Here is a 20,442-nt window from a genome sequence, read left to right on the forward strand (position 1 = left end):
TGCGAACGAACACGAGGTTAACGAACGGCAATATGTCGCAAGGAATTCAACAGCTTAGCCGGTTACGCAAATGCCGGAGCGCTCATCCCATCAGGCTGTCGAGGCCGCGCCGCAGCCCCGCCTGCTCGGCGACCCGCCGGGCGGCGAGCAGCGTGCCGCCGACATAGGGAGCGGCCGAACTACCGGCATCATGGCGGATCACCAGCCGTTCGTCGGGCAGGCCGAACAGCGCCTCGCAGGAGAGCACGAAGCCCGGCATGCGCACCGAATGCACCTGGACCGGGTTCGGCGCGCCGATCGCTCCGCCGCGCGTCTCGCGCACGCCGCCGAGTTCCGCGACCGGCTTGGCGGTTCCGGCCATGCGCTCGGCCCCCAGCGTCTCGGCCAGTTCCCGGCCGGTGCCGGAGGGCGTGTCCGGCTTGGCGGCCGAAGCGTAGTCGATGATCTCGACATCCGGGACGTATTTCGCCGCCTCGCGGGCGAAGCGGCGCAGCAGCGTCGCGGTCACCGAGAAATTGCCGGCGGCGAGAACGCCCACTCCCGCGGCCTTCGCCGCCGCGTCGATCTCGGCATAGTCCTCGCCGGTCATGCCGGAGGCGCCGACCACGACATGGCGGCCGGCCGCGACCGCCGCGAGCACATTGCCCTTCACGCTGTCGGGCTTGGTGTAGTCGATCAGCACGTCGGAGGGGATCGCAAGCGCCTCCTCGACCGAGGCGAAGACCGGAAGCCCGTTGGCCGGCAGTCCGGCCGCCTCGCCGAGATCCCGGCCTGCCGCCTTGCGCGATACGCCGGCGACGAGCGCGAGATCGGGCGCCGCGGCGATGGCGGCGACGAGCGCCTTTCCGACCCAGCCGGTGCAGCCGGCAAGCGTGATGCGGATCATGGAGATCTCCCGGTTGGAATCCGCCATGAGAATTAAGTCCCGGAGCGCGGCTTTGCCAGCCCCGGCCGCGTTGCCCGGAATCGCGAGGCAGCCTAGCTTCGCGGAATGAGACCTCGCGCCACCCGGATTCTCCTGCTCTGCCTGAGCCTGGCCTTCGTCGGCTACGCCGCCTTCGCCCTGTCGCCCTGGCCATCCGCCCTGCTGATCCGGCTCGCCTTCGGCTACGGCGCCTCCAAGACCGGCGAAGCCCTCGCCCGGCATGTCCCGGCCGACATCCGCGAGCAGCGCGACATTCGCTACGGCACGGCGGCGGAAGCGCTTCTCGACATCTATCTGCCGCCGGGGGACACGCAGGGGCGGCCGATTGTCGTCTGGGTCCATGGCGGCGGCTTCGTCGGCGGCGACCGCAAGGATGTAGCGCCCTATCTGAAGATCCTGGCCGGGCGAGGCTACCCCGCCGTCGCCCTGGGCTACACCCTCGCACCGACCGCCCGTTATCCGGGCCCGGTGCTGCAGGCGAACGAGGCCCTCGGCTTCCTCGCCCGCGAAGGCCGGCGCCTCGGCCTCGATCCGCGCCGGATCGTGCTCGCGGGCGATTCGGCCGGCGCGCATATCGCAGCACAGCTCGCCGCCGGGCTGACCGGAAAGGACTATGCCGAGCTGCTCGGCCTGAAACCGGCCGTGGACCCGGCGACCTTGCGGGCGGTCGCCCTGTTCTCCGGCGCCTTCGACCCGACGGCGTTCGACTTCTCCGGCCCGTTCGGGAACTTTCTCCGCGCGGTCCTCTTCGCCTATTTCGACACGTCGAGCCCGCTGGAAAGCGAGCAGATCACCGAGGCTGCGGTACCGCGCTATGTGACGGAAGCCTTCCCGCCGAGCTTCATTTCCGCCGGCAATGGCGACCCGTTGGCGCCGCAATCGGTGATGATGGCCCAGGCGCTGCGAGACCGCGGCGTCAAGGTCGACACGCTGTTCTTCCCGCCCGAGACCGAGCCGAAGCTGCCGCACGAATACCAGTTCGACCTCGACCGGCCGGAGGGGAAGCAGGCGCTCGACCGGCTGGCGGCCTTCATCCAGGCCGTGGCACCGCGGCGCTCGGCGCCCTGACCTTCAGGAGTCCGCTCCGATGAGCGCGCTCACAGCACCAGCCGCAGCAGCGGCCGCCCCGGCTTCTGCCGGGCCACTTCGGTGAAGCCGGCGCGCAGGAACACGCTCTCCGGCCCGACATAGAGCCCGTCGGCGCTGCGCTTGTCGCGATTGTCCATCGCCGCCGCCTCGATCAGCCGCGCACCGCTCTCGCGGGCGAAGCCGACGGCGCCGTCCAGCAATGCGCCGGTGACGCCCTTCCCGCGAAAGCCCTTGCGCACGAAGAAGCAGGACGCAGCCCAGTTGCTGATGTCCTCGGCCGGCGCGTCCGGCAGCGGCGTCGAGGCGCGGCGCGGATTGTTCCACTCGGGCACATGCGCCCGCGGGCCGACCTGCAACCAGCCGACGGCCTTGCCCTCGGCATAGGCGAGCACGCCCGGCGGCGGCCCCTTCCTCACCCGCTCCTCGAACAGTTGCCGCGCGCCCTCGCCGAGCAGCGGCTTGCGCAGCTGCGGCGGCATCCGGAAATGATTGCACCAGCAGCCATAGCAGGGTCCCTGCGGGCCGAAGAGATCCTCCAGGTCGCCCCAGCGCTCCGGCGTGAGCGGCACCACGGAGAAATCCGTCCGGTCCATCGCAACCTCCCCTTCGGCCGCCACGCGAGAAGGCTGGACACGCAGCCGGGATCGGCAGATCACTGACGCGCCACAGCCGGAGACCGCGCCATGTCGCTCGACGTCTACGCCGCCTATCTCATCGCCTGCATGGTCATCATCATCGTTCCGGGCCCGACCGTCACGCTGATCGTAGCCAACAGCCTGAAGCACGGTACCCGCGCCGGTCTCCTCAATGTGGCAGGAACCCAGCTCGGTCTCGGCGTCATGGTCCTCGTCGCCGGCATCGGGCTGAGCTCGGTAATCGCCGCGCTCGGCCATTGGTTCGAGTGGCTGCGGCTGGCCGGCGCCGCCTATCTGATCTGGCTGGGCTGGAAGATGTTCCGTTCGGCCGGCGCCGACCTCGATGGGCACGCGCCGGCGAGGCCGCCGCGCGGCGGCTTCTTGCTGCAGGGCGCGCTCGTCGCCCTCAGCAACCCGAAGACGCTGCTGTTCTTCGGCGCCTTCTTCCCGCAGTTCCTCGATCCGTCGCGCGACCACGCCACGCAGATCGCCATCATGGGCGCGACGGCACTGGCCTTCGCCGCGCTCAGCGACGGCGCCTATGCCCTGCTCTCCGGCCGCGCCGGCCATCTGCTCTCGCAGCGGCGCGTCCGGCTGCTGTCGAGGTTCAGCGGCGGGCTCCTGGTCGGCGGCGGCCTCTGGCTCGCCTCGGCGCGGACGAGCTGAGCCGCCGGGAGCCTCACCAGGCGATCGGTTCGCCGGTGTAATCGCGGAAGCTGTTGCTCTCCGCCATGCCGGAGCCGTCGATGGTGCGGATCAGCCCACCGGCGCTCTCGGCCGGTGTGATATCGGCGCCACCACCGCCCATATCGGTCTGGACCCAGCCCGGGTGGAACAGCAGCACGCTGACATTGCGCGCGCGCACCGCATTGCCGAACACGACCATCGCCATGTTCACCGCCGCCTTGGACGAGCGATAGATCAACGCATTGCCGGGATTGGCGCCGATCGAGCCCATGCGGCTCGAGATCGTCGCGATCTTGCGCCCCTGCCCCGCCTCGATGTTCGGCAGGAAGGCCTGCGCCACCCGCACCGGCGCATAGACATTGACCTCGAAGACCTCGCGCCAGGCCTCGAAATCGACATCGAGCCCGCTCTGACGGTCGCGCGGGCCGTAGAGGCCGGCATTGTTGAGCAGGACGTCGATCGCGCGGCCGGCCAACGCCTCTTTGGCGGCGGCGACACTGGCATCGGAGGTGACGTCGAGTTCGATCGGCGTCAGCGCGCCGGGATGCGCGGCTGCGAGCTCGCCAAGCGCCCCGCCCCAAGGGTTGCGGGCCGCGGCGACGACATGGTCGCCACGGCGCAGCAATTCGATGGTGAGCGCGAGGCCGATGCCGCGATTGGCGCCGGTGATCATCCAGGTCTGAGGCATCAGCTTTCTCCGTAGCGGGGACCGGAGGTAAGGCTTGCCCGCCCCCATTTCCAGACCGATAGTCCCGCCCCCGTACCGTTGGCAAAGGCTGCGACATGGCCGAACAACAGATCCGCTTCAACGACGGCGCCGCCTATGAGGAGATGATGGGCAAGTGGAGCCGTCTCGCCGGAGACGTCTTCCTTGACTGGCTCGCAGCGCCCGAATGCCTGAGCTGGGCGGATATCGGATGCGGCAACGGCGCCTCGACGCAATTGATCTTCGATCGCTGCGCGCCGGCCGCCTTGAGCGGCATCGACCCGTCGCAAGGGCAGCTCGACTATGCCCGCAAGCGCCCCGTCGCCAGCCTCGCGACGTTCACGCTGGGCGACGCGATGGACCTGCCCTTCCCGGACCGGAGCTTCGACGCCGCAGTCATGGCGCTCGTGATCTTCTTCGTACCCGATCCGGCCAGGGGCGTGGCGGAGATGGTGCGCATCACGCGGCCCGGCGGCCTCATCGGCGCCTATGCCTGGGACATGCCGGGCGGCGGCTTCCCCCTCGAACCCCTGCTGGCCGAACTCCGGGCACTCGGGACCACGCCGCCTCGCCCGCCAAGCGCCGACATTTCACGGATCGAGAGCCTGGCTGAGCTCTGGACGCAGGCCGGATTGCGCGATGTCGAGACGCGCGAGATCAGCGTGCGCCGCCATTTCGCAGATTTCGATGCGTTCTGGCATGCAAGCACGCTCGGCGCGACCATCGCCCCCGCCATCACCGCCCTACCCCTCGAAACGGTGACCGCGCTCAAGGACAAGGTGCGTGCGCGTATCACCATCGCCGGCGATGGCAGCGCGTCCTATGTCGCGCGAGCCAACGCCGTGAAGGGCCGGGTGGCGCTGCGAAGCTGAGACGCTCCGCGTCTCAGCCTGTCGCGAGTCAGTCCTTCGCCTTCCCGTATCCTCCCGCCGTCGGCGTGATCACCGTCACGGCCTCGCCGGCCTGGAGCAGCGTCTGGTCCGACGGCTTCAGCTCCTCGACGACGCCGGAGAGGCGGCGCACCGTCGTCCGGCCGAGCTGCCCGGCCTCGCCGCCCTTCACGCCGAAGGGCCGCACCTTGCGGTGGGAGGCGAGGATCGCGCAGTCCATCGTCTTGAGGAAGCGGATGGTGCGGCTGGTGCCGTCGCCCGCCGTCCATTCGCCCTTGCCGCCGGAACCGAGGCGGATGTGGAAATCCTCCAGCACGACGGGGAAGCGCGTCTCCAGGATTTCCGGATCGGTCAGGCGCGAATTGGTCATATGGACATGCACGCCCGAGGTCCCGTTGAAGCCCGGCCCTGCCGGCGAGCCGGAGCAGATCGTCTCGTAATACTGGTACTGGTCGTTGCCGAAGGTCAGGTTGTTCATCGTGCCCTGCGAGCAGGACATCGCCTGCAGCGCACCGAACAACGTGTTCGTCACCGCCTGCGATACCTCGACATTGCCCGCCACCACCGCAGCCGGATAGCGCGGCGCCAGCATCGAGCCTTCCGGCACGACGATCCGGATCGGCCTGAGGCAGCCGGCATTCATCGGGATCGCATCGTCGACCATGACCCGGAAGACATAGAGCACGGCGGCCCGCGTCACCGGCGCCGGCGCGTTGAAATTGTCCGGCCGCTGCTCGGAGGTGCCGGTGAAGTCGACCGTCGCCTCGCGCTTCTCGCGGTCGATGGTGATCTTCACCTTGATCGCGCAGCCCTGGTCCATCGGATAGGTGAACTCGGCGTCGTGCAGCTTGGTGAGGAGCCGCGCCACGCTCTCGGCCGCGTTGTCCTGGACATGGCCCATATAGGCCTGGACCACGTCGAGCCCGAAGGAGCGGATCATCTTGCGCAGCTCCGCCACGCCCTTCTCGTTGGCGGCGATCTGCGCCTTCAGATCGTTGACGTTCTGCACGACGTTGCGCACCGGGTAGCGCGCGCCGGTCAGCAGCTTGACCAGCTCCTCCTCGCAGAAGCGGCCCTGATCGACGATCTTGAAATTGTCGATATAGACGCCCTCTTCCTCGATATTCGTCGCCAGCGGCGACATCGAGCCCGGCGCCGTGCCGCCGACATCGGCGTGGTGGCCGCGGCTCGCCACCCAGAACAGGATGTTCCTGTCCTCAGCATCGAAGACCGGGGTGCAGACCGTGATGTCCGGCAGATGCGTGCCGCCGTTATAGGGCGCGTTGAGGCAGTAGACGTCGCCCGGCCGGATCACCGGGTTGTTCGAGATCACCGTCTCGACCGAGCGGTCCATCGAGCCGAGATGCACCGGCATGTGCGGCGCGTTGGCAACGAGCGCGCCGGTCTGATCGAAGACGGCGCAGGAGAAGTCGAGCCGCTCCTTGATGTTCACCGAATAGGCGGTGTTCTGCAGCGTCACGCCCATCTGCTCGGCGATCGACATGAACAGGTTGTTGAAGATCTCGAGCATCACCGGATCGGCCTTGGTGCCGATCGCCGCCTGCTGGACGAGCGTCTTCACGCGGACGAGGACGAGATGGTCCTTGGCCGTCAGCTTCGCGCTCCAGCCTTCCTCGACCACGACGGTCTGGTTCGGCTCGATGATGATCGCAGGTCCCACGACACTCTGGCCGGGCTGCAACGCCTCGCGGCGGACGATCGCGGCATCGTGCCACTGCCCCTTGGCGAAGAAGCGCGTGCGCTCGGCGGCAACCGGCTCGCCGGCCTGCTCGGCCGCAGCAGCTTCCTCGAACTTCGCGCCACCGCCGACGGCCTCGACCTCGACCGCCTCGACGACCAGCGCCTTGGTCTCGTCCATGAAGCCGAAGCGCGCCTTGTGCGCGGCCTGGAAGGCCTCCTGCATCGCAGCGCGGGTTCCGGCGGGCACCGCGATGGCGGTGTCGGTGCCGGCGTAGCGGATATGGGCGCGGACATGGATGGCGATGTCGCCTTCCGCCACGCCCTGGCCGGCGACCTCCGCCTTCGTATCGGCCGCAAGCTTGGCCGCCACGGCCTCGATCGCCCCCTTGGCCTCGCCGTCGAGCGCGACGTCGAGCGCCGCCGTCCGCGTCGAGCGGATCTCGGCGAGCCCCATGCCATAGGCCGAGAGCAGGCCGGAGAACGGGTGCAACAGCACCGTCTTGATGCCGAGCGCGTCCGCCACGAGGCACGCATGCTGGCCGCCGGCGCCGCCGAAGGAATTCAGCGCATAGCGGGTGATGTCGTAGCCGCGCTGCACCGAGATCTTCTTGATCGCCTCGGCCATGTTGGCGACGGCGATCTGGATGAAGCCGTCAGCGACCTCCTCCGGCGAGCGTCCGTCGCCGACCTCGGCCGCCAGCGCGGCGAACTTAGCCCTGACCGTCCCGACATCGAGCGGCTGGTCCTGTTGCGGCCCGAAGATCGCCGGGAAATAGGACGGGATCAGCTTGCCGACCATGACGTTGGCGTCGGTCACGGCGAGCGGGCCGCCGCGGCGATAGGCGGCCGGGCCGGGATTGGCGCCAGCCGAATCCGGGCCGACGCGGAAGCGCGCGCCATCGTAGTGGAGGATCGAACCGCCGCCGGCCGCGACGGTATGGATCAGCATCATCGGCGCGCGCATGCGCACGCCTGCGACTTCCGTCTCGAAGGCACGCTCGTATTCGCCGTCGAAATGGGCGACGTCGGTGGAGGTGCCGCCCATGTCGAAGCCGATCACCTTGTCGAAGCCGGCCGAGCGGCCGGTCTCGGCGAGGCCGACCACGCCGCCGGCCGGGCCGGAGAGGATCGCGTCCTTGCCCTGGAACAGCTCGGCGGCGGTGAGGCCGCCGGACGACATCATGAACATCAGCCGCGCGCCGGTGCGGGCGACGTCGAGCTCCTCCGAAACCTGCTGCACATAGCGGCCGAGAATGGGCGAGAGATAGGCGTCGACCACGGCGGTGTCGCCACGTCCGACCAGCTTCACCAGCGGCGAGACCTCGTGGCTGACGGAAACCTGCGGGAACCCGATCGCACGGGCGATCCGGGCGGCCGCCTGCTCATGGGCGGTGTAGCGATAGCCGTGCATGAAGACGATCGCGACGGCGCGGAAACCGGCATCGTATTGCGCCTGCAGGACCGCACGCAGCGCCGCCTCATCGAGCGCACCTTCGACCGTGCCATCGGCAAGCACGCGCTCTTCGACTTCCAGCACGTCCTCATAGAGCTGTTCGGGCTTGACGATCTGCTTGGCGAAGATGTCGGGCCGGGCCTGGTAACCGATGCGCAGCGCATCGCGAAAACCCCTGGTGGTGACGAGCAGGGTGCGGTCGCCCTTGCGCTCGAGCAGCGCATTGGTCGCGACCGTCGTGCCCATGCGCACCTCGCCGACCGCGCCGGCGGGGATCGGCTCGCCGGCCTTCAGCCCGAGCAGGTCGCGGATGCCCTGCACGGCCGCGTCGCGATAGGCGCCGGGATTCTCCGAGAGCAGCTTCCTGGCATGGAGATTGCCAGACGGATCGCGCCCGATCACGTCGGTGAAGGTGCCGCCGCGATCGATCCAGAAGTCCCAATGCGACGGCGCCATGAAGCCCTCCCTCCGCTCCCCGGAAGGAGCGACCAACAATGACGTTTCATCGATAAATCGTCGATGAGTTATTGACAAGCCGATTTCGCCGGCTACGATCGCAAATGTGGCTGGAACATGGCTGAGAGGCCGGGCCGGCAAGTGGAGGATGCGATGATGCAAGCTGTCCTGGCAACCGGGGGCGTGCGCGCCGCCTTCCCGATCGAGCGGCGCATCCCATGATCCGCCGGACGCTCGACGCGCTCTATCTGCTGGCGGGCTATCTCGCCGGATTGTTTCTCATCGCGATCTTCGCCCTGATGATGCTGCTGTCCATCGGCCGCCAGATCAACCTGAACGTGCCGTCCGGCGACGATTTCGCCGGCTGGTCTCTCGTCGCGATGGCCTTTCTCGGCCTCGCCCATACCTTCAAGAGGGGCGAGATGATCCGGGTCGGCTTGCTGCTCGAGCGGTTGCACGGCCCTTCCCGCCGCATCGCCGAGCTGGTCGCGCTGACCATCGCAGCCGCGTTCATCGCCTATTTCACCTGGCAGGCCGGGCGCCTCGCCTATGATTCCTGGCGCTTCTTCGACATGTCCACGGGCGTCATCTCGGTCCCGCTCTGGATTCCGCAGCTCGGCATGGTCATCGGCCTTGCGGTCCTGCTCCTGGCGATCGCCGAGGAATGGCTGATCGTCGCGCGCGGCGGCAAGCCGACCTACGAATCCGTACCGCCACAGACCACCGAAGAGCTGATCGAGCGCGTGGCGCAGGGCGGGGGCGTCTGAGCGATGAGCCTTCCCCTTCTGTCGATCGTCCTGCTCGGCTTTCTCGTCATCGTTCTCGCCAGCGGCGTCTGGATCGCCGTTGGCCTCGGCCTCGTCGGCCTGCTCGCGATGCTGCTCGTCACCGACGTCCCCATCGGCCAGGTGCTGGCGACGACGGTATGGAGCGCGTCGGCATCCTGGACGCTGGCCGCCCTGCCGCTCTTCATCTGGATGGGTGAGATCCTGTTCCGGACCCGGCTCTCGGCGCAGATGTTTCAGGGCCTTTCGCCCTGGCTGCAATGGCTGCCCGGCCGGCTGATCCACACCAACATCGTCGGCTGCGGCATCTTCGCCGCCGTTTCCGGATCTTCCGCCGCGACGGTCGCGACCATCGGCAAGATCTCGTTGCCGGAGCTCAGGAAGCGCGGCTATGACGAGCGCCTGAGCCTCGGCACCCTTGCCGGCTCCGGCACGCTCGGGCTGCTGATCCCGCCCTCGATCCCGATGGTGGTCTACGCGGTCACGGCCAACGTCTCGGTGCTGCAGGTGTTTCTCGGCGGCTTCCTGCCCGGCCTGCTCGTGATGGCCCTCTATATGGGCTACGTCATCGTCTGGTCGCTGCTCAACCCGAACAAGACGCCGCCGCGCGACCCGAGCATGGCTTTCATGGAGAAGGTCAGGCAGTCGGCGAAGCTCGCTCCTTGCCTGCTGCTGATCGCGGCGGTCTTCCTCGCGCTGATCCTCGGCTTTGCCACGGCCACCGAATGTGCGGCATGGGGCGTCACCGGCGCACTGTTCCTGGCCTGGTGGAGCGGCACCCTCACCTGGCAGACCTTCTTCGACAGCGTGATGAGCGCAACGCGCCTGACCTGCATGATCATGCTGATCCTGGCGGGGGCGGCCTTCTGCACCGCGGCGATGGGTTATACCGGCATCCCGGCCGCGCTCGCCGAATGGGTCAAGGGCCAGTCGCTCTCGCCGCACATGCTCGTGCTGGCACTGACCGTCATGTACATCATCCTCGGCTGCCTGATCGACGGCATTTCGATGATCGTCCTGACCGCCGTCATCGTTCTGCCGATGGTCAAGGAAGCCGGCTTCGATCTGGTCTGGTTCGGCGTCTATCTCGTCATCCACGTCGAGATGGCGCAGATCACACCCCCGGTCGGCTTCAACCTGTTCGTGCTGCAGAACATGAGCGGCAAGGATACCTGGACGATTGCGAAGGCCGCGTTTCCGTTCTTCATTCTGCTGAACGTCGCCGTCATCATCATCACGACCTTCCCGCAGATCGTGCTCTACCTGCCGAAGCTCGCCTTTCCGGACTGATCCTCGGCCCAATCACCACAAGCAAAAGAGAGGGAATGACATGATCAACCGCAGACATCTCGCCGCCGCCTCCTTCGCCTTCGGCGTCAGCGCACTCGCCTTCGCCATGCCGGCTTCGGCGCAGACCAAGTGGAACCTGCCGGCGGCCTACCCATCCGACAACCCGCACAGCGAAAACCTCGTGCTCTTCGCCAAGGACGTCGAGGCGGCCACCGCCGGCAAGCTGCAGATCACGGTCCATCCGAACGCCTCGCTGTTCAAGGCGCCGGAGATCAAGCGCGCGGTCGCCTCGGGCCAGGCCCAGATGGGCGAAGTGCTGATGTCGCTGCACGAGAACGAGGATCCGGTCTACGGCATCGACGTCGTGCCCTTCCTGGCCACCTCCTTCGCGGATTCGCGCAAACTCTATACGGCCTCCAAGGCCGCGATCGAGAAGAAGCTCGACAGCCAGGGCATCAAGCTCCTCTTCATGGTTCCCTGGGCGCCGCAGGGCGTCTACGCCAAGAAGGACATCAATACGGTCGAGGACATGAAGGGGCTGAAATGGCGCTCCTACAATGTCGGCACGGCGCGCCTCGGCGAGCTGCTCGGCATGCAGTCCGTCACCATCCAGGCGGCCGAGCTGCCGCAGGCGCTGGCCACCGGCGTGGTCAACTCCTTCATGTCGTCGGGCGGCACCGGCTACGATTCCAAGGCCTGGGAATCCCTGACGCACTTCTACGACACCCAGGCCTGGATTCCGAAGGACGCGACCTTCGTCAACAAGGCCGCCTTCAACGGCCTCGACAAGGCGACGCAGGACGCGATCCTGAAGGCTGCCGCCACCGCCGAGGAACGCGGCTGGAAGATGTGGCAGGAGAAGGCCGGCTGGTATCTCGACCAGCTCAAGGCCAAGGGCATGAAGGTGCAGGCCCCCTCGCCCGAGCTTGCCGCCGGCTTCAAGAAGGCCGGCGAGACCCTGACCGCCGACTGGCTGAAGAAGGCGGGCGCGGAAGGCCAGGCGATCATCGACGCCTACAAGAAGATGTAAGGCGGGCGACCTCGCCACACGTCAAATCAAGATGGCGGTCATCCCGGGCGTAACGAAATGAAGCCCCCGGGACCCATGCCGGAACGGTTCAGGCATGGGTCCCGGATCAGCGCCGCCAACGCGGCTTGTCCGGGATGATGCAACGCTTTTTTTTGGATGATCGAGTGCGATGACCTCCCCGCCTCCCGACACGCTCGGCCCGATCGTTTCATCCGGCCATCTCGCCTCCGGGGCCCTGCCGGCCCTGTCGGAGTTCGAGTTCGCGATGAACATGACGGTGCACGCCTTCCAGCGCTGGATGATCCGCTGCATGGCGGCGGCGGGGGTCCCCGATCTTTCGCCGCTCGACGTGCTGGTGCTGCACAACGTCAATCACCGCGGCAAGCCGAAGCGGCTCGCCGATATCTGCCTCGTCCTCAACATCGAGGACACCCATCTGGTGAACTATGCGCTGAAGAAGCTGGAGCGGCTGAAGCTGCTCAAGGGCGGCCGCAAGGGCAAGGAGAAGACCGTCGAGGTCACGCCGGCCGGCGAGGAGGCCTGCCGGCGCTATGCCCAGATCCGCGAGCAGCTCCTGGTCCGCTCCGTCCGCGCCACCGGCACCGATCCGGCCCGGCTCTCCGAGATCGCCGCCGCGATGCGCTCCCTCTCCGGCCAGTACGACCAGGCGGCCCGGGCCGCGGCGAGCCTGTAGCGCGCCGCGCGTCAGATCGGACGCGCAGCGCGCCATGCTTTTGTTATCGCATCGGTTTGCCCGAAAAGCGGCCTCCGCTCTTCGGTCCGATGCCGAAGTCAGGCGCGGGCGCCGGGCTCCGGCAGGTCGGCGTAGCGCGCCGCGTACTCGGCCTCCAGCCCCTGAAGCCGCGACCAGAACCCGCGACGGGGGCTGCCGGTGAGCAGGTCCTCCAGCAGGCCGAGATGCACGTGCCAGCCGCCGGAAACACTGGTCATCTCGGCCTTGCTGCCGAGCTTGCGATGCGTCACCACCAAGAGGACCTTGCCATCCTTCGGCGCAAGCTCGAACGCCACCTCCGATTCCGCCTCGTCGCCGCCACCCCAGGTGAAGGCGATCAGCCGCTGCGGTTCGTAGCGCGTGATCGTGCCGGTCGAACGCCAGCCATTCTGATGCATGTCGCGATAGGCATCCGGCGGCGCCTCGTCCGTGATCTGCGAGTGCTTGAACAGCATCTCGGTCCGCCCGCCGACCCTGAGCTCGAACGGCCCCGACGCCAGCCATTGGCCGCGTTTCTCGGAATCGGTGAGATAGGACCAGACACGCTCGACCGGCCCGGGCAGCAGGCGCTCGAAGCGCACGGTGCCGCTTTCCAGCACAACGCCAAAATCGCTCATCTTGTATCTCCCTCGCCCGGATCGGGCTTTGCGAGTTCCTGTTCCAGCAGGTCGAGATGGCCGCTCCAGAAGCGCCGCACCCGCCGGAGCCAGGCATCGAAGGCATCGAGCCCCGCCGGGTCGAGCCGGTAGATCCGCTGCTGCCCGCGCACCTCGACCGTCACCAGCCCGGCCTCGCGCAGCACCTTGAGATGCTGCGAGATCGCGGGTGCGCTCGCGCTGAAGCTGGCCCCGATCTCTCCCGCCGAAAGCGCACGCGCCCCGAGCATCTCGACGATGCTGCGGCGGGTCGGGTCGGCGAGAGCGGCAAAGCGGTCCATGGGGAAATAATTCTCTCGTCACTTAATTAAGTCAATACTTAATTTAAAAGGCAACCCTGCCATGCCGCGCGGCGGGATTGCCACCCGCGACCGACTGCGCCAGAGGTGGCGCGCCTTAGAGAAAAAGCCTGCCGTACCATGAACTTCCGCAACGCCTCGCTCGCCGGCATCGCCATGATGCTGATCGGCATGCTGCTGTTTTCCCTGAACGACGTGATGGGGAAATGGCTGATGGCCACCTATACGGTCGGGCAGGTCCTCGTGCTGCGCAGCGTCGCGGCGCTCGTGGTCATCCTGCCCTTCGTCTTCCGGCAGGGTTTGCGCCGGACATTGCGCCCCGAGCGCCCCCGCCTGCAGGTGCTGCGCGTTCTCTTCGGCTCGGGCGAAGTCGCGCTCTTCTACCTCACGGTGAGCTACCTGCCGCTGGCCGACGCCATGACGATCTGGCTTGCCGCACCGGTCTGGGTGGTCGTGCTCGCCTCCCTGTTGCTCGGCGAGCGCGTCGACGGCAAGCGCTGGCTCGCTGTGGCGCTGGGCTTCGCCGGCGTCGCGGTGGCGCTCAACCCGAGCGGCGCGAGCCTGTCGATGCCGGCGCTGATCGCGGTCGTCGGCAGCTTCTTCTTCGCGGCGATGATGATCGCCGGGCGGCAATTGCGCGGCACGCCGGACGTCACCCTCGTCGCCTGGCAGACGCTGGGTGCCCTGCTGATGGGCCTCCTGCTGCTGCCCCTCGGCTGGGTGACGCCCAGCCTGCAGGATGCAGCCCTGCTCGGCCTGCTCGGCATCATCGCGATGGCGGCGCATCTGTGCGTCACACGCTCGCTCAAGCTCGCCGAAGCCTCCGTCGTGGTGCCCTATCAGTACACGCTGATCGTCTGGGCGCTGGTCTTCGGCTGGTTCATCTTCGGCGACTGGCCGACCCCGGCCATGCTCTGCGGCGCGGCGCTGATCGTCGCTGCCGGCCTCGCCTTGCTCGTCCTCGAACGCCGGGCCGCCCCGGCGCCGGTGGTGCTTGAAGCGAGCAAGGCCAGCGCCCCATGATGACGGCGCACTGACGCAGGACGGACGAGGGGCACGCCGTGGCACTGATCACCTATCTCACCACGATCAAGTTCGGCTTCGGCGAGATCGCCGGCATAGAGGCCGATCTCGCCGGCCTCGGCATCCGCAAGCCGATGATCGTGGCCGACAGGGGCGTCGTCGCGGCCGGGCTGGTACAGGCGGTGCAGCAGCATGCCGCCGGCCTGCGCGGCGCGCCGGTCTTCGCGGACACGCCGACCAACCCGACCGAGGATGCGGTCGAAGCCGCGCTCGCGCTCTACCGCCAGCATGGCTGCGACGGCCTCGTCGCCATCGGCGGCGGCTCGCCGATCGACCTCGCCAAGGGCGTCGCCCTGCTCGCCTCCCATGAAGGGCCGCTCGCGACCTATGCGGCGATCCTCGGCGGTATCCCGAAGATTACTGCCGCGGTTGCGCCCGTCATCGCCGTGCCGACCACTTCGGGCACCGGCAGCGAGGTCGGCCGCGCCGCGCTGATCACGCTCCGGGACGGCCGCAAGCTCGGCTTCATCGCCCCGCATCTGATCCCGCGCCTCGCGATCTGCGACCCCGAGCTGACGCTGGGCATGCCGGCCTGGCTGACCGCCGCGACCGGCATGGACGCCGTCACCCATTGCATCGAGACCTATCTCAGCCCGCGCGAGAACCCGCCCGCCGAGGCGATCGCCCTCGACGGGCTGAAGCGCGCCGTCGGCCATATCGAGCGGGCCGTGCGGGACGGCGCCGACCGCGAGGCGCGCAAGGAGATGATGATGGCCGCTCTGCAGGGCGGCATGACCTTCCAGAAGGGGCTGGGCGCGGTGCATGCGCTCTCCCACCCGCTCGGCGGCCTGAAGGAGGTCTCGCTGCATCACGGCACGCTCAATGCGGTGCTGCTGCCGGCCGTGCTGCGCTTCAACGCCCCGGTGGCGGCAGCGAAATATGCCGAGATCCGGCGCACGCTCGGCCTAGCGCCCGAGACCGACCTGGCCGAATGGATCGCCGCACTGGTCGCGCGGCTCGGCATGCCCGGGCGCCTCTCGGCCATGGGCCTGCCGCGCGAAGTCATCCCGCATGTCGCGGAGGCCGCGACGCTCGATCACTCGAGCGCCACCAACCCGCGCCCGGCCACGGCGGCCGACTATGCCGCCATGCTCGAGGCCTCCTTCTGATCGCGCGTCAGCCTCAATAGAGGCGCGTGCGATAGCCTTCCTCGAGGTTGCGGTCGGCTTCGGCGGCGTCGACCGCCTTGGTCTGGTCGGCGATGATCCGGCCGAGCGTCGGGAAGCTGTGGCGCGGCACCTGCGAGGCCGGGTCCCACAGCTTCGAGCGGATCAGCGCCTTGCCGCAATGGAAATAGGCTTCCGCGACATCGACCATGAGGCCGGTGACCGGCGGGCGCTCCTGCATCGTCGAGGGCGCCAGCAGCGCGGCGTCGCGCGTCGCCCGGCCCCGGCCGTTGACCCGGAGCGTCTCCGGGATGCCCGGCACCATGAAGACGAGGCCGACGCCGGGCGACGACAGGATGTTGCCGAAGCTGTCGACGCGGTTGTTGCCGCGCCGGTCCGGGATCAGCAGGGTCCGGTCGTCGAGCACGCGCACGAAGCCCGGCGCGTCGCCGCGCGGGCTCGCATCGGCATTGCCCTCGCTGTCACAGCTCGCCAGCACGAGGAAGGGCGACAGCGCGATGAAGTCACGGCAGAACTGGTCGAGTCGGTTGAGCACCTTGCCGGTCGCCAGCGGGTGGACGGGGCCGATATGCTCGCGCAAGGCCTCGCCATCGGGGATGCGTGCGTCCGGATCGTCGAAACAAGTCGTCATGGCGTCTCCCCGAGATTGCGGCGCGCAGTCTGTCCGATCGCCGCAGCCCGCGCCAGCACGCGACCAGAAGAGCGGCCTCTTCTCCTCGCATGACGCCGCACCATGTTTCCGGTACGACCGCAGAACCTCGGGAACGGCTCTAGCGCCTTGACCCCCGCCGCGAGCATCGGCATCGTGCCAACCTGCTTTGCCCTCCTGCAAGAGGCCTGATTCCATGCGCCGCGCCCTGCTGCGAACCGCCCTTGTCTCCCTTGTCTGCCTGACAGGCCTCGCGGCCGAGGCCGGGGGGCGCCGTGGCGTGCATCCCGCCGACCGGGCCGAGGCGCGCTTCCACCCGATGTACGGCAACATCCCCGCCTGCGACGACCCGGCGGTGCTCGGCGAGATGACGAGCTGGTTCAACTCCCGCGAGTCGCGCTTCTGGGGGCCGCTGCGTGCGCTCTCCTATGACCGCGTCGCGGAGACCGGCTTCCGCCCCTGGGGCGACGACTTCATCCCGCGCCGCTTCTGCAGCGGCCGCATACTGCTGAACAATGGCGTCTACCACCGCGTCGACTATTCGGTGCGCGAGAATCTGGGCCTGTTCGGGCTGACCTGGAACGTCAACTGGTGCGTCAGCGGCCTCGACCGGCTCCGCTCCTATGCTCCCGACTGCCAGATGGCGCGCCCCTGACCGCTGCCGGATAGACCTGCGATGAAGCGGCTGGCCCTCGCGGCCCTGACCTGGCTTTGCCTCGGCGGGCTGGCCCACGCGCAGGGCTTCGGCCAGCGCGGCGGCGTGCCGGGCGATTTCGACTTCTATGTCCTCGCTCTGTCATGGTCGCCGGGCTTCTGCGAGCTCGACGGCGACCGCGCGCGCAATCGCGAGCAATGCGGCGAGGGCGCGAATCTGCGTTTCGTCGTGCACGGTCTCTGGCCGCAGAACGAGCGCGGCTACCCTAGCGATTGCGGCCCGGCCGGGCGCTCGCCTTCCCGCATCGCGCTGCAGCAGGCCGAAGGCGTTTTTCCGACAGAAAGTCTCGCCCGCTATCAGTGGCGCAAGCACGGCAGCTGCACCGGCTCGAGCCCCGCCGACTATTTCCGCGATGTCCGGCAGGCCCGCGACAAGGTGGCGATTCCGCCGGCGCTCGCCAAGGCCGACCGCGACCAGAGCTGGACCGCGATCGATCTCGAACGGGCTTTCGCCGCGGCCAATCCGGGCCTGCGCAGCGACATGATGTCGGTCGCCTGCAGGCGCGGCGTGCTGCAGGAGGTCCGTATCTGCTTCACCAAGGACCTGCGGTCGTTTCGGAGCTGCCAGCAGGTCGACCGCTCCGGCTGCCGCGCGCGCGAATTCACCCTCCCCGCCCCGCGCTGAGGCCGGCATCCCGCGCTTTCCCGCTTCCGGAGCGCAGCCGCCTGCTCTATCGACGGGGCATGAACTACCGCCACGGCTTCCACGCCGGAAATTTCGCCGATGTGCTCAAGCATGTCGTCCTGACGCGCATCCTGCTGCACCTCACGGCCAAGGAAACGCCGTTCCGCGTCATCGACACCCATGCCGGCAGCGGACGCTACGATCTCGGCTCCGAGGAAGCGCTGCGGACCCATGAATGGAAGGACGGCGTCGCCCGGATCGACCGTTCGCCGCTCGCGCCGGCGGTCGAAGCGCTGCTCGCGCCCTATCGCCATGCGCTCGCCGGGGCGCGCGCCCTCTACGGCCCCGACGCCTATCCCGGCTCGCCCTGGCTGTGCCGCCATGTGATGCGGCCTGACGACCGGCTGATCGCCGCCGAGCTGCACCCCCCGACCTATCGGAAGCTCGTCGATTCGCTCGGCCGCGATCGCCGCTGCAAGGCGCTCGCCATCGACGGCTGGACCGCACTCCGGGCCAATGTCCCGCCCAAGGAACGCCGCGGGCTCGTCCTGATCGACCCACCCTTCGAGGCGAAGGACGAATTCGAGGTGCTCGCCGCCCAGTTCATCGCCGCCCATCGCAAATGGCCGACCGGGATCTATGCGCTCTGGTATCCGGTTAAGGAACGCCGGGGCGTCGAATCGCTAATGAATGCCGTCGACGATGCCGGCATCGGCCGCCTGCTTCGGCTGGAGATCGATGTCGACCGTCCCGAAGCCGCCGGCGGGCTGGGTGCGACCGGCCTGCTCGTCGTGAATCCGCCATGGCGCCTGGCGGAGGAGGCCCGGACTCTACTTCCGGCCCTGGTCGAGCGGCTCGCGCAGGGCCCGAGACCGCGCTATCTATGCGAGTCGATCCGCGCCGACGGCTGATCGGCGCACCGCCTCTCCTTCACAGGGATTTCGCCCGATGCTCGTCCTGCGTTCCTCTCCCGCTTCTCCCTTCGGCCGGAAGGTCAAGATCGCGGCCATCGAGCTGGGCCTGATGGATCGCATCGAGGTGGTCGCGGCCGACACCAGCGACCCCTCCGAGGTGCTGCGTCAGCAGAACCCGCTCGGCAAGATCCCGACCCTGGTGCTCGAGGACGGGACGACGCTGTTCGATTCGCGCGTCATCGTCGAGTATCTCGACCATCTCGCCGGCGGAAAGCTGCTCCTGCCGGGACAGCCCCGCTTCGCCCAGCTGCGCCTGCAGGCGCTGGCCGACGGCGTTTGCGATGCCGCGCTGCTGCAGGTCTACGAGGCGCGTTTCCGCCCGGAGGACGGGCGCAATGCCGACTGGCTGACACATCAGGGCGGCAAGGTCTCGCGCGGGCTCGCGGCGCTGGAAGCCGCCCCACCCCTCTTCCCGAGCCACCCACGAATCGGCGAGATCGCGCTCGCCTGCACGCTAGGCTATCTCGATTTGCGCTTCGGAGGCGCATGGCGCGCCACGCATCCCAAGCTCGTCGCCTGGCTCGATGATTTCGCGGCTCGCGTCCCCGCCTTCGAGGCGACGCGCTTCAAAGGCTGAAGCCGCTTCGCCGGTAATCGACAACCTCGCCTCCGGAGCCGGCAAATGCCGACTCATTTCAAGAAGGGCGCCCCTGTGGCGCCCTGTTTTTTTTGACAGCCCGATTTGGCGATAGCGTCGGACCGAACAGTGGAATCCACTTTTCGGAAGAATCCGATGCGATAACAAATGCATAGGTCGCGTTATCGCATCCGAAGGGACGCGGCGATCTAGGGCGCGTCGCAGCGCCCGCTTTGAAACCCGGGCTTGCACCGGGGTCCCCGGTAACGCTCCTGCCCGAATTCAAGCATGGCTCCCGTCGCGGCCACCGGCTTCCGCAGCGATCGAGGGAGCGACCGGCCGGCAATGGCATGGCAGCATGAAAAAACCCGGTGGCCGAGGCCACCGGGTCGCTCTGTCTCCGTGAGGAGATGATCAGAACTTGTAGCTCAGGCGAGCGCGGACGACCGAGAAGTCGGTGCCGACCTTGGTGTTCGCACCGAGGATGTTCTTCTCGCCGAGGTCGACGTAGAGGTACTCGACGCCAGCGATGATGTTGTTGGTGAAGGCGTACTCGAGGCCCGCGCCGACAGCGTAGCCGCCGGTGTGCGAACGATCCGACGAGAAGGCGACGGACGGGATCGAGGTCTTCACGTTGCCGTAGGCCCAACCACCGGTGATGTAGGGCATGAAGCGGTCAACGGCGAAGCCGAGGCGAGCACGGACCGTACCGAAGTAGTCGGTCTTGACGCCGATGAGGCCGAGGTTGTCGCCGCTGCTCAGGTCGGCAGCCTGGAGGTCAGCCTCGAGACCGAGGACGAACTGGCCGATCTGGTAGTTGTAGCCGATCTGGCCACCGCCGACGAAGCCGTCGAGATCGCCGACATTGGCCCAGCCGTTGGCATTGACGTTACCCCAGCCGTAGCCGGCGTTGGCACCGATGTAGAAGCCGGTCCAGGTGAACGCCGGCGGCATGTAGACCGGAGCGGCGATCGGGCCCTTGCGGGACGGCAGGTCGGCAGCCGAGGCAGCGCCAGCGGCGACAATCCCGAGCGCGGCAACGCTCGCAAGCAGATACTTCTTCATGACAAACTCCTTAGTCGTCGCGGGCGCCGGTCGACCCGGCAGTTGATTTCGATATCCCCTTATAAGACGGGGCGATGACTTTGTCTGTTGCACCGGAAACACATCTGCCTTGCAGACCGCGGCAGAAATGCGGCGCGAATGCGATAACTGCACGCAAAGAGGTAAAACCGAGTTAACCGTATCGCGTCCGATGATGATGGTAAATCGAATACTAATAGAGGCAAGCCTCGCGCTGTACTCTCGCGCCGGGCCCGGGCTACAAACGCAGCATAATTCCGAAGGTTCCGCCGGCG

The 20,442-nt window shown here is 67.9% G+C and carries 21 protein-coding genes; 13 read left to right on the forward strand and 8 right to left on the reverse strand.

What is annotated here, in order from left to right:
• Positions 1–82 precede the first annotated feature (82 nt).
• The gene (gene dapB, locus B5Y19_RS02195; protein ID WP_055727408.1) at positions 83–886 is read right to left on the reverse strand and encodes a 4-hydroxy-tetrahydrodipicolinate reductase; all 804 of its coding nucleotides are present in this window, start codon (positions 884–886) and stop codon (positions 83–85) included.
• A gap of 105 nt (positions 887–991) precedes the next feature.
• Here dapB and B5Y19_RS02200 point away from each other — a divergent pair, with 105 nt between their 5' ends.
• Positions 992–1,993 carry an alpha/beta hydrolase gene (locus tag B5Y19_RS02200; RefSeq protein ID WP_055727369.1) on the forward strand — a complete coding sequence of 334 codons (1,002 nt, stop codon included), beginning with the start codon at positions 992–994 and terminating at the stop codon, positions 1,991–1,993.
• A gap of 29 nt (positions 1,994–2,022) precedes the next feature.
• Here the strand turns inward: B5Y19_RS02200 and B5Y19_RS02205 are convergent, their stop codons facing one another.
• Entirely contained in the window at positions 2,023–2,607 is a 585-nt protein-coding gene (locus B5Y19_RS02205) for a GNAT family N-acetyltransferase (RefSeq protein WP_055727370.1), read from the reverse strand.
• Positions 2,608–2,697: 90 nt separating this feature from the next.
• On the opposite strand from B5Y19_RS02205, the gene B5Y19_RS02210 reads away from it, so the two are divergent.
• Positions 2,698–3,315, forward strand: a complete 618-nt coding sequence (locus tag B5Y19_RS02210) for a LysE family translocator (protein WP_055727371.1) — start codon at positions 2,698–2,700, stop codon at positions 3,313–3,315.
• A 13-nt stretch (positions 3,316–3,328) separates the two neighbouring features.
• On the opposite strand, the gene B5Y19_RS02215 is transcribed toward B5Y19_RS02210, so the two are convergent.
• The gene (locus B5Y19_RS02215; RefSeq protein ID WP_055727372.1) at positions 3,329–4,024 is read right to left on the reverse strand and encodes an SDR family oxidoreductase; all 696 of its coding nucleotides are present in this window, start codon (positions 4,022–4,024) and stop codon (positions 3,329–3,331) included.
• A 95-nt stretch (positions 4,025–4,119) separates the two neighbouring features.
• Here B5Y19_RS02215 and B5Y19_RS02220 point away from each other — a divergent pair, with 95 nt between their 5' ends.
• Complete coding sequence (locus tag B5Y19_RS02220; protein WP_079591036.1) at positions 4,120–4,914, forward strand: class I SAM-dependent methyltransferase; 795 nt, start codon at positions 4,120–4,122, stop codon at positions 4,912–4,914.
• A gap of 28 nt (positions 4,915–4,942) precedes the next feature.
• Here the strand turns inward: B5Y19_RS02220 and B5Y19_RS02225 are convergent, their stop codons facing one another.
• The gene (locus tag B5Y19_RS02225) at positions 4,943–8,542 is read right to left on the reverse strand and encodes a hydantoinase B/oxoprolinase family protein (RefSeq protein ID WP_079591037.1); all 3,600 of its coding nucleotides are present in this window, start codon (positions 8,540–8,542) and stop codon (positions 4,943–4,945) included.
• Positions 8,543–8,760: 218 nt separating this feature from the next.
• On the opposite strand from B5Y19_RS02225, the gene B5Y19_RS02230 reads away from it, so the two are divergent.
• The 4 genes from B5Y19_RS02230 (at position 8,761) to B5Y19_RS02245 (ending at position 12,341) form a co-directional block, all read left to right on the forward strand.
• Positions 8,761–9,309 (forward strand): TRAP transporter small permease, encoded by a 549-nt coding sequence (locus B5Y19_RS02230; RefSeq protein WP_055727375.1) that lies wholly within the window; start codon positions 8,761–8,763, stop codon positions 9,307–9,309.
• Between the two features lie 3 nt (positions 9,310–9,312).
• A complete protein-coding gene (locus B5Y19_RS02235) occupies positions 9,313–10,617 on the forward strand; it encodes a TRAP transporter large permease (RefSeq protein ID WP_055727376.1) in 1,305 nt (434 codons plus the stop codon).
• Between the two features lie 40 nt (positions 10,618–10,657).
• A complete protein-coding gene (locus B5Y19_RS02240; RefSeq protein WP_055727377.1) occupies positions 10,658–11,647 on the forward strand; it encodes a TRAP transporter substrate-binding protein in 990 nt (329 codons plus the stop codon).
• 169 nt (positions 11,648–11,816) lie between these two features.
• A complete protein-coding gene (locus B5Y19_RS02245; protein ID WP_055727378.1) occupies positions 11,817–12,341 on the forward strand; it encodes a winged helix DNA-binding protein in 525 nt (174 codons plus the stop codon).
• Positions 12,342–12,439: 98 nt separating this feature from the next.
• Here B5Y19_RS02245 and B5Y19_RS02250 read toward each other — a convergent pair whose 3' ends face one another.
• Both B5Y19_RS02250 and B5Y19_RS02255 read right to left on the reverse strand, forming a co-directional pair.
• Positions 12,440–12,997, reverse strand: coding sequence for an SRPBCC family protein (locus B5Y19_RS02250; protein ID WP_055727379.1), 558 nt, complete (start codon positions 12,995–12,997; stop codon positions 12,440–12,442).
• Positions 12,994–13,317, reverse strand: a complete 324-nt coding sequence (locus tag B5Y19_RS02255) for an ArsR/SmtB family transcription factor (protein ID WP_055727380.1) — start codon at positions 13,315–13,317, stop codon at positions 12,994–12,996. The genes B5Y19_RS02250 and B5Y19_RS02255 overlap by 4 nt, the downstream gene beginning before the upstream one ends.
• Positions 13,318–13,455: 138 nt before the next feature.
• Between B5Y19_RS02255 and B5Y19_RS02260 the strand changes: the two genes are divergently transcribed.
• Complete coding sequence (locus B5Y19_RS02260; protein ID WP_055727381.1) at positions 13,456–14,358, forward strand: DMT family transporter; 903 nt, start codon at positions 13,456–13,458, stop codon at positions 14,356–14,358.
• A 38-nt stretch (positions 14,359–14,396) separates the two neighbouring features.
• Positions 14,397–15,527, forward strand: a complete 1,131-nt coding sequence (locus B5Y19_RS02265) for a 4-hydroxybutyrate dehydrogenase (protein WP_055727382.1) — start codon at positions 14,397–14,399, stop codon at positions 15,525–15,527.
• 13 nt (positions 15,528–15,540) lie between these two features.
• Here the strand turns inward: B5Y19_RS02265 and B5Y19_RS02270 are convergent, their stop codons facing one another.
• Positions 15,541–16,176: a pyridoxamine 5'-phosphate oxidase family protein gene (locus B5Y19_RS02270; RefSeq protein ID WP_055727383.1), complete on the reverse strand. Its 636-nt coding sequence runs from the start codon at positions 16,174–16,176 to the stop codon at positions 15,541–15,543.
• A gap of 214 nt (positions 16,177–16,390) precedes the next feature.
• Between B5Y19_RS02270 and B5Y19_RS02275 the strand changes: the two genes are divergently transcribed.
• Genes B5Y19_RS02275 through B5Y19_RS02290 form a run of 4 tightly spaced genes read left to right on the forward strand, consistent with a single transcriptional unit; the run spans position 16,391 to position 19,084 of the window.
• A complete protein-coding gene (locus B5Y19_RS02275) occupies positions 16,391–16,849 on the forward strand; it encodes a hypothetical protein (RefSeq protein ID WP_055727384.1) in 459 nt (152 codons plus the stop codon).
• Positions 16,850–16,870: 21 nt separating this feature from the next.
• Positions 16,871–17,533 carry a ribonuclease T2 family protein gene (locus B5Y19_RS02280; RefSeq protein WP_055727385.1) on the forward strand — a complete coding sequence of 221 codons (663 nt, stop codon included), beginning with the start codon at positions 16,871–16,873 and terminating at the stop codon, positions 17,531–17,533.
• A gap of 59 nt (positions 17,534–17,592) precedes the next feature.
• Complete coding sequence (locus tag B5Y19_RS02285) at positions 17,593–18,444, forward strand: 23S rRNA (adenine(2030)-N(6))-methyltransferase RlmJ (protein ID WP_055727386.1); 852 nt, start codon at positions 17,593–17,595, stop codon at positions 18,442–18,444.
• 37 nt (positions 18,445–18,481) lie between these two features.
• Complete coding sequence (locus B5Y19_RS02290; RefSeq protein WP_055727387.1) at positions 18,482–19,084, forward strand: glutathione S-transferase; 603 nt, start codon at positions 18,482–18,484, stop codon at positions 19,082–19,084.
• 414 nt (positions 19,085–19,498) lie between these two features.
• Here B5Y19_RS02290 and B5Y19_RS02295 read toward each other — a convergent pair whose 3' ends face one another.
• Positions 19,499–20,149, reverse strand: a complete 651-nt coding sequence (locus B5Y19_RS02295; RefSeq protein WP_055727388.1) for an outer membrane protein — start codon at positions 20,147–20,149, stop codon at positions 19,499–19,501.
• Positions 20,150–20,442: the final 293 nt, after the last annotated feature.

It is taken from the genome of Allobosea thiooxidans (assembly GCF_900168195.1).
GTDB classification, from domain to species: domain Bacteria; phylum Pseudomonadota; class Alphaproteobacteria; order Rhizobiales; family Beijerinckiaceae; genus Allobosea; species Allobosea thiooxidans.

Excerpts from the sequence above, each read along its gene's own strand:
- dapB (WP_055727408.1), bottom strand. The coding sequence starts at position 886 with ATGATCCGCATCACGCTTGCCGGCTGCACCGGCTGGGTCGGAAAGGCG.
- B5Y19_RS02200 (WP_055727369.1), top strand. The coding sequence starts at position 992 with ATGAGACCTCGCGCCACCCGGATTCTCCTGCTCTGCCTGAGCCTGGCC.
- B5Y19_RS02205 (WP_055727370.1), bottom strand. The coding sequence starts at position 2,607 with ATGGACCGGACGGATTTCTCCGTGGTGCCGCTCACGCCGGAGCGCTGG.
- B5Y19_RS02210 (WP_055727371.1), top strand. The coding sequence starts at position 2,698 with ATGTCGCTCGACGTCTACGCCGCCTATCTCATCGCCTGCATGGTCATC.
- B5Y19_RS02215 (WP_055727372.1), bottom strand. The coding sequence starts at position 4,024 with ATGCCTCAGACCTGGATGATCACCGGCGCCAATCGCGGCATCGGCCTC.
- B5Y19_RS02220 (WP_079591036.1), top strand. The coding sequence starts at position 4,120 with ATGGCCGAACAACAGATCCGCTTCAACGACGGCGCCGCCTATGAGGAG.
- B5Y19_RS02225 (WP_079591037.1), bottom strand. The coding sequence starts at position 8,542 with ATGGCGCCGTCGCATTGGGACTTCTGGATCGATCGCGGCGGCACCTTC.
- B5Y19_RS02230 (WP_055727375.1), top strand. The coding sequence starts at position 8,761 with ATGATCCGCCGGACGCTCGACGCGCTCTATCTGCTGGCGGGCTATCTC.
- B5Y19_RS02235 (WP_055727376.1), top strand. The coding sequence starts at position 9,313 with ATGAGCCTTCCCCTTCTGTCGATCGTCCTGCTCGGCTTTCTCGTCATC.
- B5Y19_RS02240 (WP_055727377.1), top strand. The coding sequence starts at position 10,658 with ATGATCAACCGCAGACATCTCGCCGCCGCCTCCTTCGCCTTCGGCGTC.
- B5Y19_RS02245 (WP_055727378.1), top strand. The coding sequence starts at position 11,817 with ATGACCTCCCCGCCTCCCGACACGCTCGGCCCGATCGTTTCATCCGGC.
- B5Y19_RS02250 (WP_055727379.1), bottom strand. The coding sequence starts at position 12,997 with ATGAGCGATTTTGGCGTTGTGCTGGAAAGCGGCACCGTGCGCTTCGAG.
- B5Y19_RS02255 (WP_055727380.1), bottom strand. The coding sequence starts at position 13,317 with ATGGACCGCTTTGCCGCTCTCGCCGACCCGACCCGCCGCAGCATCGTC.
- B5Y19_RS02260 (WP_055727381.1), top strand. The coding sequence starts at position 13,456 with ATGAACTTCCGCAACGCCTCGCTCGCCGGCATCGCCATGATGCTGATC.
- B5Y19_RS02270 (WP_055727383.1), bottom strand. The coding sequence starts at position 16,176 with ATGACGACTTGTTTCGACGATCCGGACGCACGCATCCCCGATGGCGAG.
- B5Y19_RS02275 (WP_055727384.1), top strand. The coding sequence starts at position 16,391 with ATGCGCCGCGCCCTGCTGCGAACCGCCCTTGTCTCCCTTGTCTGCCTG.
- B5Y19_RS02280 (WP_055727385.1), top strand. The coding sequence starts at position 16,871 with ATGAAGCGGCTGGCCCTCGCGGCCCTGACCTGGCTTTGCCTCGGCGGG.
- B5Y19_RS02285 (WP_055727386.1), top strand. The coding sequence starts at position 17,593 with ATGAACTACCGCCACGGCTTCCACGCCGGAAATTTCGCCGATGTGCTC.
- B5Y19_RS02290 (WP_055727387.1), top strand. The coding sequence starts at position 18,482 with ATGCTCGTCCTGCGTTCCTCTCCCGCTTCTCCCTTCGGCCGGAAGGTC.
- B5Y19_RS02295 (WP_055727388.1), bottom strand. The coding sequence starts at position 20,149 with ATGAAGAAGTATCTGCTTGCGAGCGTTGCCGCGCTCGGGATTGTCGCC.